Below are 14,296 nucleotides of genomic sequence, written 5' to 3'. Positions count from 1 at the left end.
GCGGCCTTTTTCGCGTCTGTCGTGACGACGGTTAAAGCGGTGTCACTAGCCGACCCAGCGGGCGGCCGCCCAGGATGTGGACGTGGTAGTGCGGCACTTCCTGGTGGCTGTCGGGCCCGTGGTTGGAGATCAGGCGATAGCCCGAGCCCTCAACCCCCGCCTCGGCGGCGATACGGCTGACGGCGCGGGTGAAGGCGGCGATCTCGGCATCGCTGGCCTTGGCGCCGAAATCGGCGGCGCTGACGTAAGCCCCTTTCGGAATCACCAGGATGTGGGTGGGCGCCTGCGGGTGGATGTCGTGGAAGGCCAGGACATGGTCGTCTTCATAGGCCTTCTTGCACGGGATTTCGCCGCGAAGGATGCGGGCGAAGATGTTGTTCGTGTCATAGGACATTTTTGATTTCTCCCTCAAGCGCCGGGCGGCCACGTCCGTGGCCTTGGCTTATCCTCGCTCCGTCCTTCGGTGCTCACTGTGGGGCTGGCGGTCGCCAGCCTGATATAGCCCAGTTTTATGGTGTGTTACGCTTTGCGGTTCTTCTTTTCCTCGATGCCGCTGATGCCCTGGCGGGCGGCCAGCACGGCATAGATGTCATCCGGTGTCAGCCCCGCATCGGCCCACAACACCAGCAGATGATAGAGCAGGTCGGCGGATTCCGAGGCCAGCTTGTCGCGGTCGCCGCGCATGGCCTCGATCACCGCCTCCACCGCCTCTTCCCCCACCTTCTGGGCGATCTTGGCGGTGCCGCGGCTGAACAGCCGGGCGGTGTGCGAGGTTTCGGGATCGGCGCCCTTGCGGGCCAGGATGGTGGCGTACAGATCCTTCAGGTGGTTGGCCAGGTGGCTGGCCGGCGGATCGCTCTTGGTCTTGTCCGCCATGGCATCACACCCCGCGCATCGGAATGCCGGCGGCGGCCATGTGGGCCTTGGCCTGGGCGATGGAATAGGTGCCGAAGTGGAAGATGCTGGCGGCCAGAACGGCCGAGGCATGGCCCTGGGTGACGCCGTCCACCAGATGGTCGAGTGTGCCGACCCCGCCAGAGGCGATCACCGGCACGGGCACGGCATCGGCCACGGCGCGCGTCAGCTCCAGGTCGAACCCGCTCTTGGTGCCGTCCCGGTCCATGGAGGTCAGCAGGATTTCGCCGGCGCCGTATTCCGCCATGCGCCGGGCCCAGTCCACCGCGTCCAGCCCCGTTTCCTTGCGGCCGCCGTGAGTGTACACGCCCCAGCGGCCGTTGGCGTCGCGCTTGGCGTCGATGCCCACCACCACGCATTGGGCGCCGAACTTCTGCGCCGCCTCGCGCACGAATTCGGGCCGGCTGACGGCGGCGCTGTTGATCGACACCTTGTCGGCACCGGCCAGCAGCAGCTTGCGGATATCCTCCACCGTGCGCACGCCGCCGCCCACCGTCAGGGGCATGAACACCTGTTCGGCCGTGCGGCGCACGACGTCGAAGATGGTGTCGCGGCCTTCATGGCTGGCGGTGATATCCAGGAAGGTCAGCTCGTCGGCCCCGGCGGCGTCATACAGACGCGCCTGCTCGACGGGATCGCCGGCGTCCACCAGGTCGACGAAGTTGACGCCCTTGACCACGCGTCCGTCCTTCACGTCCAGGCAGGGGATGATGCGGCGTTTCAGCATTACAGCATCTCCCTGGGTCGGTTCAGCAGGCTCAGCGCCGCCACGGGGTCGATACGCCCGTCATACAGGGCGCGGCCGCAGATGACGCCGGTGATGCCCGTGTCCTCCTGCCGCTTCAGCGCGGCCAAGTCGGCGATGCTGGACACCCCGCCCGAAGCGATCACCGGCGTGGTGAGGTGGGAGGCCAGGTCGGCCGTCGCCTCCACGTTCACCCCGCCCAGGGCGCCGTCCCGGTCGATGTCGGTATAGATGATGGCGGCCACGCCGGCGTCTTCGAACTTCAGCGCCAGGTCCAGGGCCGTGATGTCGGACGCCTCGGCCCAGCCCTCCACTGCCACGCGGCCGTCGCGGGCGTCGATGCCTACGGCCACACGGCCGGGGAACAGGCGGCAGGCCTGCTTCACCAGCTCGGGGTCGCGCACGGCGATGGTGCCCAGGATCACCCGCTCCACCCCGCGCTTCAGCCAATCCTCGATGGTGGCGATGTCGCGGATGCCGCCGCCCAGCTGCACCGGCAGCTTCACCCGGTTCAGGATGGCGGCCACGGCGTCGCCATTGACCGGCCGGCCGGCGAAGGCGCCGTTCAGGTCGACCAGATGCAGCCACTCGAAGCCCTGCGCCGCGAAGCGCGCCGCCTGGTCGGCCGGGTCGGTGTTGAACACCGTGGCCTGGTCCATGTCGCCGCGCACCAGGCGCACGCAGGCGCCGTCCTTAAGGTCGATGGCCGGATAAATGATCATGGTTCGCCCTAATCCCGCTTGCTGTCTTGAGGCCGGTCTTCCTGCCGGCTGGGTTCCGTCAGATCCTTGTAGAAGAACAGGCCCGGGATATCCCGCCCGTCCACCCGCGCATAATGGGGATGGTGGCCCCATTCGATGTAGCCCAAGGCGCGGTACAGCGCGATGGCGGCACCCTGGGTGGCGCGCACGTCCAGGTTCAGGATACGGAAGCCGGCCTTGCGCGCCTCCTCCTCCACCGCCAGGGTCAGCGCCCGGGCCAGGCCATGGCCGCGCCCCCACGGAGCGACGAAGCTGGTGGTCAGGGTGCAGGCGAAGCTCTGCGCCTCATTGTTGCGGGTGGGGCGCACCAGCTGGGCCGATCCGGCGATGACCCCGTCCAGGCGGCCCACCAGCAGGGTGCGCTCCGGCACCACCATCACGCCCTTCCAATAACGCTCCATGGCCTCCCGCACGGGGGGCGCCACCCAGCCGAAGCCGCCGCCGTCGCGGATGGCCAGGTCGGCGGCGTCGCACAGGTCGTCCATGTCGCCGGGGCGGATGCGTTCCACCACCTCCACGGTGATCTGGGCGCTGGGGGCGGCCGGCTGATGCGCACCGGACATGGGGAACCTCGAAGCGTGGCGGCGGGAACGATAACGCGTAGGACAGGGGGTGATCAGGGTGTCCAGGCCAGGAAATTGGCGATCAGCTTCAGGCCCGTGGCCTGGCTTTTCTCCGGATGGAACTGGGTGCCCGCCAGGTTGTCGCGGCCCACCAGCGCGGGAATGGATCCGGCGTAGTCGGCATGGGCCTTCAGCAGGGCGGGGTCGCCCACCTTCAGGCCGTAAGAATGGACGAAATAGACATGGGATCCGGCCTCGATGCCGGCCAGCAGCGGATGGTCCGCCTGGTCCAGCACCAGCTCGTTCCAGCCCATGTGCGGAATCTTCAGGGCGGGATCGGCCGGGGTCAATCGTTCCACTACCGCATCGATCCAGCCCAGGCCTGGGTGCACGCCATGTTCGCGACCCTCGCGCGCCATCAGCTGCATGCCGACGCAAATGCCCAGGAAGGGCTGGCCGCGGCGGATGACCGCCTCTTCCAGCGCGTCCTTGAGCCCATCCACGGCCAGCAGGCCGCCCATGCAGTCGGCGAAGGCGCCCACGCCCGGCAGGATGACGCGGTCCGCCCGGGCAATGGCGTCCGGGTCGGCCGTGACGGTGACCGCCAGCCCAAGACGCCCCGCCTCCTGCGCCGCCCGTTCCACCGCCTTGGCGGCGGAGCGCAGGTTGCCGGAGCCGTAGTCGATGAGCGCCACGGAGGCGGAAGAGGTCGCGGTCATGGCAGGCGGACCCTGTGACGGAAAGAAAGGATCAGAGCGTACCGCCCAGCACACCCTTGGTGGAGGGCACGGCGTCGGCCTTGCGCGGGTCGATCTCGATGGCGGCGCGCAGGGCCCGGGCCAGGGCCTTGTAACAACTCTCCACGATGTGGTGGTTGTTCTCCCCGTACAGGTTTTCCATGTGCAGGGTAGCGCCGGCGGCGAAGGCGAAGGCCTGGAACCATTCCTTGAACAGTTCCGTGTCCATCTCGCCCAGCTTGTCGCGGGTGAAATGAACCTTCCAGATCAGATAGGGCCGGTTGGACAGGTCGATGGCCGCGCGGGTCAGCGTCTCATCCATGGGGATGTAGGCGTGACCATAGCGGTTGATGCCGCGCCGGTCGCCCAGGGCCTTGGCCACCGCCTCGCCGATGGCGATGCCCGTATCCTCGGTCGTATGGTGGAAATCGATGTGCAGGTCGCCCACCGCGCGCACCGTCAGGTCGATGAGCGAATGGCGCGACAGCTGCTCCAGCATATGGTCAAGGAAGCCGATGCCGGTCGACACGTCGTAACGGCCGGTACCGTCGAGATCCACGGTCACGCTGATCTGCGTTTCCTTGGTCTTGCGCTCCACAGTGCTGCTGCGGGCGCCTGCTGGTTCATTCCTGTCCATAAGCACTACTTAGCAGCAAGGCTGTTACCGTGAAAGGGGCGGAGCACCGACTTTGGCGCATGGCTTGACCCGCATCATCGCCATCCCACATACCGTGGGCCCTCATCCGATTTCCCGTTTCCAACCGGAACCGCTTCCCATGTCCGACTACGGCAAGACCCACGACCCCATCCAGTGGCACGGCACCACCATCCTTTCCATCCGCAAGAACGGGCAGGTGGTGGTGGCCGGCGACGGCCAGGTGTCGGTGGGCAACACGGTGATGAAGTCCAACGCCCGCAAGGTCCGTCCCCTGGCCGGCGGGTCCGTCATGGCCGGCTTCGCCGGCGCCACGGCGGATGCCATGACCCTGTTCGAGCGGCTGGAGGCCAAGCTGGAACAGTATCCGGGCCAGTTGACCCGCGCGGCCGTGGAACTGGCCAAGGACTGGCGCACCGACCGCTACCTGCGCCGGCTGGAGGCCATGATGGCGGTGGCCGACAAGACCGCCAGCCTGATCCTGACCGGCAACGGCGACGTGCTGGAGCCGGAGGACGGCATCATCGGCATCGGCTCCGGCGGCGCCTATGCCCTGGCCGCCGCCCGGGCCCTGATCGACCTGCCGGACCTGGACGCGGAGGCCATCGCTCGCAAGGCGCTGGGCATCGCCGCCGACATCTGCGTCTACACCAACCGCAACATCACCCTGGAAAAGCTGTGAGCCCGGCGATGACCTCGTTCTCCCCCCGCGAAATCGTCTCGGAACTGGACCGCTACATCGTCGGCCAGAAGGACGCCAAGCGCGCCGTGGCCATCGCGCTCCGCAACCGCTGGCGCCGCCAGCAATTGCCGGACGGCTTGAAGGAGGAGGTTCTGCCCAAGAACATCCTCATGATCGGCCCGACCGGCGTGGGCAAGACCGAGATCGCGCGCCGCTTGGCCAAGCTGGCCCAGGCCCCCTTCCTGAAGGTGGAGGCGACCAAGTTCACCGAGGTCGGCTATGTCGGTCGCGACGTGGAACAGATCGTCCGCGACCTGGTGGAGATCGCCATCACCCTGACCCGCCAGCGCCTGCGCAAGGAGGTCGCGGCCAAGGCGGAACTGCGCGCCGAGGAGCGGGTGCTGGACGCCCTGGTGGGCGAGGGGGCGTCATCCGAGACGCGGCAGAAATTCCGCAAAATGCTGCGCGAGGGCCAGCTGAACGACAAGGAGATCGAAATCCAGGTGCAGGACAACGCCGCGTCCGCCCCGGCCTTCGACATCCCTGGCATGCCCGGCGGCAGCATGAGCATGATCAACCTGGGCGACATCTTCGGCAAAGCCTTCGCCGGCCGTACCAAGGCCCGCCGCATGACGGTGGCCGAAAGCCACACCGTGCTGATGGCCGAGGAATCCGACAAGCTGCTGGACAACGAGACGGTGGTGGCCGAAGCCATCCACGCCGTGGAGCAGAACGGCATCGTCTTCCTGGATGAGATCGACAAGATCACCGCCCGTTCCGAAAACCGGGGCGGCGGCGATGTCAGCCGCGAAGGCGTGCAGCGCGATCTGCTGCCCCTGATCGAGGGCACGACGGTCAACACCAAGCATGGCGCGGTGAAGACCGATCATATCCTGTTCATCGCGTCCGGCGCCTTCCACGTGGCCAAGCCGTCCGATCTGCTGCCCGAGCTGCAGGGCCGCCTGCCCATCCGCGTGGAACTGAAGCCCCTGACCGAGGAAGACTTCCGCCGCATCCTGACGGAGCCTGAGGCCAGCCTGATCAAGCAGTACGTGGCGCTGCTGAAGACCGAGGAGGTGGCTCTCAGCTTCACCGACGACGCCATCGACGAGCTGGCGCGCCTGGCGGTGCAGATCAACAGCACGGTGGAGAACATCGGCGCCCGCCGCCTGCACACGGTGCTGGAACGCCTGCTGGAGGAGATCAGCTTCACCGCCGCCGACCAGGCCGGCAGCGCCGTGGCCATCGACGCCGCCTATGTGCGGGAAAAGGTGTCGGACCTGGCCAAGAACGCCGACCTCAGCAAATTCATCCTGTAAGTGCCAACCGTGATGACCAGGGAAGGGCGGCCCCCTGCGGGTCGCCCTTTTTGCTGCGCCGGCGGCGCAGCGACTACTAATTTAGTGCTAGGCGGGTGCATGCCGCCTTTTTTTCGGCCTGGCCGCCGCCCATGCCGCGCCCGGATCGCCGGGGCCATGGCATCGCCATCCTGGCATCAGACAGCGGTGTCTTGTCCTTTTAATCCATTAACAGATAATTCGACTTAAATTTCCCTTGGGATCGAAGTGTGTGATCTATGACACAGAGAATCCCTTTAATGAAAAGATAGACTATTTATACCTTAAGAGGGGTTTCATGGCCCCTGCGGGTAACTTTATTGTTCCCGTACAGGATCAACCCAGGAACTCGACATCCGGGGGCAAGATGAACGGCGATGCAATGGAAACGGTGGCGGACCTGCCACTGCCGGAGGCCAAGACCAGGGACAAGACCGCTGGCGACAAGAGCGCCGGCCGCTGGCTGCTGCTGGCGTTGACCGCCGTGGGCATGATCCTGCTGGCGGCTTGGTCGTCCTCAGGCGAAAGCAACGCCGCCCCGGCCAAGGTACCGGCCCAGATGTCAGGGGCCCCGGTCGAACAATAACGCCTGAAACAGGGTTGGTTGTTCACCGGGCGGCCTTGCGGCCGCCTTTTTCATTTGTGGGCTTATCTTATTCATGGACTTGGGGACAGGCGGCGCCTGCCAATTCCATCTATTTCCGCTGGCCGCACCCCGGCATCTTCTCCCCGGGGGCGGCAATCGTCAGATCAACCATGTAAAAGGCCGATCGGCAGGGTTGATTTCACGCGTGGCCGGCCAGGGCCGGTTCCGCTGCGGAAACCTTGGGTGCGGCCGCCTTCACGGCGGGCTTGGTGGCTTTGCGGGCCACGCTGGCCATCAGTTTCAGGACATCATCGCGGTAGACGCCGTCGCGCTCCATCACCAGGCGGACCACCGGGTCCTCCAGCATGTCGGTCAGGCGGGGTTCGTGGTGCACCATCATCGTGTCTCACCCTCCCTTCTTGGGCTTTGTCCAAGCCTGCTCCAGGCTTCGAGGTTCCAGGCCCCGTCCCCACTTCAGAAGGGGCGGGGCATGAGCCATCCGTCGCCATGGGGCATATATGAGCATGGCAGACGGCTATGACAGGGGCATGTCGGGTTTGTGGCCGCCGATGTCAGCGGCCATCCGGCATACCCTTGCCGTACAGTGGGTTGTACGATGCCGGAAGCTGGGAATCGTCGCCCGCCGATGGGGGTAGGGCGCCCTGCCGCAGGGGCCAAGGAAAGGGCAGGCGTGCCAGGCGCTTAGCCGCACAGCCCCGTGGTACCTCAAACGCGAACGGCGGACCCGGGGGCCCGCCGTTGGTGGGGGTGCGGCCTTCCGCCACCCCATAATTTCCGGGGCCGATGATGTCCGGAGCCCGATGGCTCGGAGATGGCGGCGGCGTCAGATGTCCTCTTCCCCATCGGCCAAATGACCGGGGCCCAGCAGGCCCTCCCACTTGGCGATGACGGCGGCGGCGACCGACACGCCCACCACGTTGGTGGCGCTGCGGCCCATGTCCAGCAGGTGATCGACGGCCAGCACCAGCACCATGCCCTCCGACGGGATGTGGAAGAAGGGCAGGGCCGCGGCGATGACCACCAGCGAGGCGCGCGGCACGCCGGCGATGCCCTTGCTGGTCAGCAGCAGCAGGCCCAGCATCTCCACCTGCTGGCCGATGCTGATGTGGATGCCGTAGGCCTGGGCGATAAACATGGTGGCGAAGGTGCAGTAGATCATCGATCCGTCGAGGTTGAACGAATACCCCAGCGGCAGGACGAAGCTGACGATCTTGCGGGCGGCGCCGAAGGCCTGCATGCGCTCCAGCGTGCGCGGGTACGCGGCTTCGGAGCTGGCGGTGGAAAAGGCCAGCAGCACGGGCTGGCGGATGGCGCTGACCAGCTCGCGAACCCGGCCGCCGATGAAGGGCACCGCCGCCGCCAGCAGCACGACCCACAGCAGCGCCATGGCCAGGTAGAAGCCGCCCACGAACTTCACGTAGCTGCCCAGCACCTGCAGACCCTGCGTCGTCACCGTGGCCGCCAGGGCCGCGAAGATGGCGACGGGCGCGAACATCATGACATAGCTGGTCACCTTCAGCATGACGGTGGCGATCTGTTCCACCAGGTGCACCACCACCGGCACCTTCTCCTTCACCGAGGCGATGGCGATGCCCGCGAAGATGGAGAAGACGACGATCTGTAGGATCTCGTTGTTGGCCATGGCCTCGATCACCGAGCGCGGCACCGTGTGCTCGATGAAGTTCTTCAGGGTGAAGACGGCGGCGTCGGGCGCCTTGCCGCCGGACGTGGGGTCCGGCAGGGCCATGCCCACGCCAGGTTCCAGGATCTGCACCATGACTAGGCCCAGGATCAGCGAGACGATGCCGGCCAGCAGGAACCAGCCCAGGGTCTTCACACCCACGCGGCCGATGGCGGCCACATCCTCCATATGCGCGATGCCCACCACCAAGGTGGAGAAAACCAGGGGCGCGATGATCATCTTGATCAGGCGCAGGAAAATGTCCGTCAGGATGGACAGCGTGCTGGCCAGCGAGGCCCCGTCGGCCGCGGGCAGGTTGTGCCCCACGGCGCCCACCGCGATGCCGGCGACCATCGCGCCCAGGACGAACAGCGTGAAGCGCTTTTGCTGCATTGAAACCTATCCCCCGATGGCCGGTGCCGCCGCCCCGACGTACCCGGGGCGATTTTGGCGCGGTCAAATTTTCTGTTGCTGTCTACTTGCCTTGAAACCGGCGCCGATACAACGGCGGCTTTCGCCGGGAAGGGCGGTCCCTACCGGAATCGCTATGTTTCCCATCACCGTATGGGCATGGCGTACATCAGGCCGCCCTGGTTCCACAGGGCGTTCAGCCCGCGGTCCAGGCGCAGCACGGAATTGCGGCCGACATTGCGCTCGAACACTTCGCCATAGTTGCCCACCTGGGAAACGATACGCACGGCCCATTCATCGTCCAGGCCCAGCGACTTGCCCAGGCCGGCCCCTGTCTGCACGCCCAGCAGGCGTTGCACACCTGGCGCGGCGGACCCCAGGTTGTCGCGCACGTTGGCCTTGGTGACGCCCCGCTCCTCCGCTTCGATCAAGGCGAAGACGGTCCATCTCACGATGTCGAACCATTGCTCGTCGCCCTTGCGCACGGCGGGTGCCAGCGGCTCCTTCGAGATCAGCTCCGGCAGGATCAGATAATCGTCGGCGCTGACCGTCTGCGCGGCGCGGGTGGCGGCCAGGGCTGAGGCGTCGGTGGTATAGGCGTCGCAGCGGCCGCTGAAGAAGGCGGCCACCAACTCACTCAAGTCCTCGATGGCCAGCGGCCTGTAGCTCATGCCCGTGGATTGGAAGTAATCCGCCAGGTTCAGTTCGGTGGTGGTGCCTTGCTGCACGCAGATGGTAGCGCCGTTCAGCTCGCGCACGCTGCGCGCCCGGAAGGACCGCCGCACCATGAAGGCCTGGCCGTCGTAATAGACGGGCGGGGCGAAGTCCATGCCCTGCACATCGCGGCTCAGGGTCCAGGTGGTGTTGCGCGACAGCAGGTCGATATCCCCCGACAGCAGGCTGCTGAAGCGCTGGCGGCCGCTCAGGGGGATGAACTGCACCTTACGGGCGTCGCCCAGCACGGCGGCGGCCACGGCGCGGCAGATATCCACGTCCAGGCCCGTCCATTCCCCCTGGCTGTCCGGTGCCCCGAATCCCGGCAGGCCGGTGTTGACGCCGCAGCGCAGCGTGCCGCGCTGGCGCACCTGCTCCAGCGTGCCGCCGCTTTTGGCGGGACCGGGGGTGGCCGCCTGGGCGGGCGTTGTCAGGACGCCGGCCGCCAGGGCCAGGCCCAGCGCCACGCCCAGCACCACAGTCTTCGCCGGGCGCATCCAGCCGCGCCGCATCCTGTGCCCCATGACCCGCCCCACGTCACCCCGAAGTCTCGCTCCCGCGCGACCGGCCTTGGGCGTTAACCGTTTGGTGGCCAAGGGGTCGTCACGGGTTATCACAAGATACAAAAGCCCCGCGCGGGCGCCTAGTGCTCCCACGATGGATTCCGCCGGCCATAACAATGGGGTTGATCATTCGTCGCGTCGAAACAGACGCTATATTTGACTGGAAATAACGGAGGGACACAAGTAATGAACACGGTCTCGCGTCGCGTCAGCCCACCATATGGGAAGAAACCGACGATTTCGCAAGTCCACCATTTGGCCAAGTTGGCCATTTCTACACGATCGTGGTACATCCATGACTTCCGGCGGGCATGGGGTTGCCCGCCGTTCCGCGTCCGTATTCCGTAAGGCGTGTCTTGCCGCCTGTCCGCCCGCATCGGATAGACCGGGACTGTGCCGGGTGCCGCCTGGTGCAGCCATCCGGAATGGGGATGCCCTACACGACGAACCCCCGGGATTGAGATCCATGCCGCCCATCAAACTCACCCTCAACGGAAAGCCCTGGTCGGTTGACGCCGATCCCGACATGCCGCTCCTCTGGGCGGTGCGCGAGATCGCGGGCAAGACGGGCTCCAAGTTCGGCTGTGGCGCCGCCCAGTGCGGCGCCTGCACCATGCATGTCGACGGCCAGCCCGTGCGCGCCTGCTCCACCCCCATCGGTTCCATCGCCGGGTCCAAGGTGACCACGATCGAGGGCATCGAGGGCAAGGTGGCCAAGGCCGTGCAGGACGCCTGGGTCAAGCTGGACGTGGTCCAGTGCGGCTACTGCCAGTCGGGTCAGATCATGTCGGCCGTCGCCCTGCTGACCGATAATGCCAAGCCCACCGACCAGGACATCGACAGCGCCATGAGCGGCAACCTCTGCCGCTGCTCCACCTATGTCCGCATCCGCGCCGCCATCCACGAGGCGGCCAAGGCGTTGGAGATCTGATCATGCCGGATGGACACATGAGCGATACCAGCCGCCGTCGTTTCCTGCAGGTCACCGGCGGCGCCGGCGTGGGCCTGATGGTGGGCTTCACCTGGACCGGCACCAGCCGCCGGGCAGAGGCGGCCGCCGCCGTCGCCGGCAAGGCTTTCGAGCCCAATGCTTTCGTCAAGGTCGCGCCGGATGGCACCGTCACCGTGCTGATCAAGCATCTGGAGATGGGCCAGGGCGTCTTTACCGGCCTGACCGCCATCGTGGCGGAGGAGATGGACGCCGACTGGGCGCAGATGCGGGCGGAACACGCCCCTGCCAACGCCAAGCTGTACAACAACACCGCCTTCGGCCCCATCCAGGGCACGGGCGGGTCCACCTCCGTCTATAACTCCTGGACCCAGCTGCGCCAAGCCGGCGCCACGGCGCGCGCTCTGCTGGTGGCCGCCGCCGCCCAGACCTGGGGCGTACCCGCGTCGGACATCACCGTTTCCAAGGGCGTGGTTTCCTCCGGTACGCATAAGGCCGGCTTCGGTGAACTGGCGGCCAAGGCGGCCACCCTGCCCGTGCCCGCCGACGTGCCGCTGAAGGATCCGAAGAACTTTACCCTGGTGGGCACGAAGCTGCCGCGCAAGGACAGCGCTGAGAAGACCACGGGCAAGGCCATCTTCGCCATCGACGTCGTCCAGCCGGGCATGCTGGTGGCGGTGGTGCAGCGCCCGACCCGTTTCGGTGCCAAGGCCCAGGCCATCGACGCCAAGGCGGCGAAGGCGGTGAAGGGCGTGGTCGAGGTGGTGGAGATCCCGCGCGGCGTGGCCGTGCTGGCCACCTCCTACTGGGCGGCGCACCAGGGGCGTGAGGCGCTGAAGGTCACCTGGGACGAAACCAACGCCGAGAAGCGCGGCACCGACGCCATCATCGCCGATTACAAGGCCTTGCTGCCCAAGCCCGGTCAACTGGTGACCAAGGAAGGCGATGTCGACGCGGTGAAGGGTGCCAAGACCCTGAAGGCGGAATTCACCTTCCCCTACCTGGCCCACGCGCCCATGGAGCCGCTGACCTGCGTGGTCAAGCTGGGCAAGGAAGGCTGCGAGATCTGGGCGGGCGACCAGTTCCAGACCATCGACCAGATGAACGCCGCCAAGACGGCCGGCCTGAAGCCCGAGCAGGTGACCATCCACACCGTCTACGCCGGCGGCAGCTTCGGCCGCCGCGCCAACATCGAGTCCGACTACATTGTCGAGGGCGTGGCCATCGCCAAGGCGCTGTCGGACACCAAGGTGCAGGGCGGCAAGCTGGCCGGACGGCCGGTGAAGCTGATCTGGTCGCGGGAAGATGACATCCGCGGCGGCCGCTACCGCCCCCTGTATGTCCACGGCATGGAGGCCAAGCTGGGTGCCGACGGCAGCGTACTGGCCTGGCAGCACCGCATCGTTGGTCAGAGCATCATGGCCGGCGGCCCGTTCGAGCAGCCGGGCAAGCCCGACGCCACCTCGGTCGAGGGGGCGGCGGAGATCCCCTACACCATCCCCAACCGCCTGGTCGACCTGCACACCACCACCTCGCCCGTGCCGGTGCTGTGGTGGCGGTCGGTGGGGTCCACCCACACCGCCTTCGCCGTGGAAACCTTCCTGGACGAACTGGCGGCGGAGGCCAAGCAGGATCCGGTGGCCTTCCGGCGCAAGCTGATGGAAAAGCATCCGCGCCACCTGGCGGTGCTGAACCTGGCGGTGGAAAAGGCCGAGTGGACCAAGCCCCTGCCCAAGGGTTGGGCGCGGGGCGTGGCGGTGGCGGAAAGCTTCCGTTCCGTCGTCGCCCACGTGGCCGAGGTGTCGCAGGATGACAAGGGCCGCATCAAGGTGGAGCGCGTGGTCTGCGCCGTCGATTGCGGCATTGCCGTCACCCCGGACGTGGTCAAGGCCCAGATGGAGGGCGGCATCGGCTATGGCCTGGGCGCCATCATGTACGGCGCCATCACCATGAAGGACGGCGTGGTCGACCAGTCCAACTTCGACACCTACCGCTGCCTGCGCATCGATGAGATGCCCAAGGTGGAGGTGCATATCGTCCCCAGCGCCAACCCGCCCACCGGTGTCGGCGAACCGGGTGTGCCGCCCTTGGGGCCGGCGGTGGCCAACGCCATTGCCGCCCTGACCGGCAAGCGCATCCGCGACCTGCCCTTCGCCGGGTCGGTTAGCGTCTAAGTACTATTCTCAAACACTTAAGTGCCAAGCGGTGACGTGGGACTAGTCCCACGTCACTGTAGGATGCGACTGCATCCGCCGGAAGTTTCCGGGGAACGCAGTGGACTGGAAACTGAGGACAGCCAAAGGCCCGGATGGGCCTGCCGGCGCCTGAGGACACAAAAAACTAATCCAAACTATCCGACAGCGGCACCGACTCCGGGATCTCCTGCGCCACGCGCTGTTCCAGCTTTTCCATCAGTGCCCACAGCTGGGCGCGCTCGGCGTCGGTCAGGACCGACAGCAGCTGGCCCTCCCAGGCCAGAGCCTCTGGCGCCACCTGTGCGTAAAGGTCGCGGCCCTTGTGGCTGAACGACAGGCGCAGCAGGCGCTGGTCGCGGGGGTGGGGCTGGCGGTCCAGCAGGCCGGCGGCGACCAGGCGGTTCACCGCCCGGCTGACCTTGGCCTTGTCCATGGCCGTGCGCTCCACGATGTCGTTGGACGACAGCGGCTGTTCCTGGCCCAGGGTGGCGAACACCCGCCATTCCGGAATGCTGAGGCCGAAGCGTTCCTGGTACCGCGTGGCCAGCGCCAGGCTGACCTTCTTCGACAGGATGTTCAGCCGGTAGGGCAGGAAGCGGTTCAGCTGCAGATCGGGGGGCATGGGGGGCTCACCCTGTGACAGGTTGGTGGCGGTGGCGGGGCGGCTTGACAGGGAAACCCGCGCGGCCTACTGTACTTATAACGTTTCATTTGAAACGATAAAACCGACCGCTGTCCATCCTGTCATTGGGGTTGTCCTTAACGGGCAGCGCCCCCGGGG

Annotated in this window: 16 protein-coding genes; 5 read left to right on the top strand and 11 right to left on the bottom strand. The window is 66.6% G+C overall.

Annotation, left to right across the window (positions count from 1 at the left end; genetic code table 11):
* Positions 1–31: 31 nt before the first annotated feature.
* From FBZ87_RS13070 to hisB, 7 genes are all read right to left on the bottom strand, one after another.
* Complete coding sequence (locus tag FBZ87_RS13070; RefSeq protein ID WP_145610750.1) at positions 32–394, bottom strand: histidine triad nucleotide-binding protein; 363 nt, start codon at positions 392–394, stop codon at positions 32–34.
* 125 nt (positions 395–519) lie between these two features.
* Positions 520–876 (bottom strand): phosphoribosyl-ATP diphosphatase, encoded by a 357-nt coding sequence (locus tag FBZ87_RS13065; RefSeq protein ID WP_145610749.1) that lies wholly within the window; start codon positions 874–876, stop codon positions 520–522.
* A 4-nt stretch (positions 877–880) separates the two neighbouring features.
* Positions 881–1,642: an imidazole glycerol phosphate synthase subunit HisF gene (gene hisF, locus FBZ87_RS13060; RefSeq protein ID WP_145610748.1), complete on the bottom strand. Its 762-nt coding sequence runs from the start codon at positions 1,640–1,642 to the stop codon at positions 881–883.
* Positions 1,642–2,382, bottom strand: coding sequence for a 1-(5-phosphoribosyl)-5-[(5-phosphoribosylamino)methylideneamino]imidazole-4-carboxamide isomerase (hisA, locus tag FBZ87_RS13055; protein ID WP_145610747.1), 741 nt, complete (start codon positions 2,380–2,382; stop codon positions 1,642–1,644). The genes hisF and hisA overlap by 1 nt, the downstream gene beginning before the upstream one ends.
* 8 nt (positions 2,383–2,390) lie before the next feature.
* Positions 2,391–2,984 carry a GNAT family N-acetyltransferase gene (locus tag FBZ87_RS13050; protein WP_145610746.1) on the bottom strand — a complete coding sequence of 198 codons (594 nt, stop codon included), beginning with the start codon at positions 2,982–2,984 and terminating at the stop codon, positions 2,391–2,393.
* A gap of 53 nt (positions 2,985–3,037) precedes the next feature.
* The gene (hisH, locus tag FBZ87_RS13045) at positions 3,038–3,703 is read right to left on the bottom strand and encodes an imidazole glycerol phosphate synthase subunit HisH (protein ID WP_145610745.1); all 666 of its coding nucleotides are present in this window, start codon (positions 3,701–3,703) and stop codon (positions 3,038–3,040) included.
* Positions 3,704–3,734: 31 nt separating this feature from the next.
* Positions 3,735–4,358 carry an imidazoleglycerol-phosphate dehydratase HisB gene (gene hisB, locus FBZ87_RS13040; protein ID WP_145610744.1) on the bottom strand — a complete coding sequence of 208 codons (624 nt, stop codon included), beginning with the start codon at positions 4,356–4,358 and terminating at the stop codon, positions 3,735–3,737.
* 139 nt (positions 4,359–4,497) lie between these two features.
* Here hisB and hslV point away from each other — a divergent pair, with 139 nt between their 5' ends.
* The 3 genes from hslV to FBZ87_RS13025 all read left to right on the top strand — a co-directional run bounded on the left by hslV (position 4,498) and on the right by FBZ87_RS13025 (position 6,981).
* Positions 4,498–5,058, top strand: a complete 561-nt coding sequence (gene hslV, locus FBZ87_RS13035) for an ATP-dependent protease subunit HslV (protein WP_145610743.1) — start codon at positions 4,498–4,500, stop codon at positions 5,056–5,058.
* A gap of 8 nt (positions 5,059–5,066) precedes the next feature.
* A complete protein-coding gene (gene hslU / locus FBZ87_RS13030) occupies positions 5,067–6,377 on the top strand; it encodes an ATP-dependent protease ATPase subunit HslU (protein ID WP_145610742.1) in 1,311 nt (436 codons plus the stop codon).
* Positions 6,378–6,762: 385 nt separating this feature from the next.
* Positions 6,763–6,981, top strand: coding sequence for a hypothetical protein (locus FBZ87_RS13025; RefSeq protein ID WP_145610741.1), 219 nt, complete (start codon positions 6,763–6,765; stop codon positions 6,979–6,981).
* A gap of 199 nt (positions 6,982–7,180) precedes the next feature.
* Here FBZ87_RS13025 and FBZ87_RS13020 read toward each other — a convergent pair whose 3' ends face one another.
* The 3 genes from FBZ87_RS13020 to FBZ87_RS13010 all read right to left on the bottom strand — a co-directional run bounded on the left by FBZ87_RS13020 (position 7,181) and on the right by FBZ87_RS13010 (position 10,305).
* Positions 7,181–7,381, bottom strand: a complete 201-nt coding sequence (locus FBZ87_RS13020) for a hypothetical protein (protein ID WP_145610740.1) — start codon at positions 7,379–7,381, stop codon at positions 7,181–7,183.
* 444 nt (positions 7,382–7,825) lie between these two features.
* Complete coding sequence (locus tag FBZ87_RS13015; RefSeq protein WP_145610739.1) at positions 7,826–9,076, bottom strand: dicarboxylate/amino acid:cation symporter; 1,251 nt, start codon at positions 9,074–9,076, stop codon at positions 7,826–7,828.
* 164 nt (positions 9,077–9,240) lie between these two features.
* The gene (locus FBZ87_RS13010) at positions 9,241–10,305 is read right to left on the bottom strand and encodes an amino acid ABC transporter substrate-binding protein (RefSeq protein ID WP_145610738.1); all 1,065 of its coding nucleotides are present in this window, start codon (positions 10,303–10,305) and stop codon (positions 9,241–9,243) included.
* A gap of 532 nt (positions 10,306–10,837) precedes the next feature.
* On the opposite strand from FBZ87_RS13010, the gene FBZ87_RS13005 reads away from it, so the two are divergent.
* Together FBZ87_RS13005 and FBZ87_RS13000 are read left to right on the top strand one after the other, a co-directional pair.
* A complete protein-coding gene (locus FBZ87_RS13005) occupies positions 10,838–11,302 on the top strand; it encodes a (2Fe-2S)-binding protein (RefSeq protein ID WP_040849287.1) in 465 nt (154 codons plus the stop codon).
* 17 nt (positions 11,303–11,319) lie between these two features.
* Complete coding sequence (locus tag FBZ87_RS13000) at positions 11,320–13,494, top strand: xanthine dehydrogenase family protein molybdopterin-binding subunit (protein ID WP_211106938.1); 2,175 nt, start codon at positions 11,320–11,322, stop codon at positions 13,492–13,494.
* 166 nt (positions 13,495–13,660) lie between these two features.
* Here the strand turns inward: FBZ87_RS13000 and FBZ87_RS12995 are convergent, their stop codons facing one another.
* On the bottom strand, positions 13,661–14,137 hold the full coding sequence (locus FBZ87_RS12995; RefSeq protein WP_145610736.1) for a MarR family winged helix-turn-helix transcriptional regulator: 477 nt from the start codon (positions 14,135–14,137) through the stop codon (positions 13,661–13,663).
* Between the last annotated feature and the right edge of the window lie 159 nt (positions 14,138–14,296).

The organism is Nitrospirillum amazonense (assembly GCF_007828035.1).
In the GTDB taxonomy this organism is placed as follows: Bacteria; Pseudomonadota; Alphaproteobacteria; order Azospirillales; family Azospirillaceae; genus Nitrospirillum; species Nitrospirillum amazonense.
The sequence above is the reverse complement of the archived record's forward strand: the minus strand, read 5'-3'. Positions and strand labels throughout refer to the sequence as shown.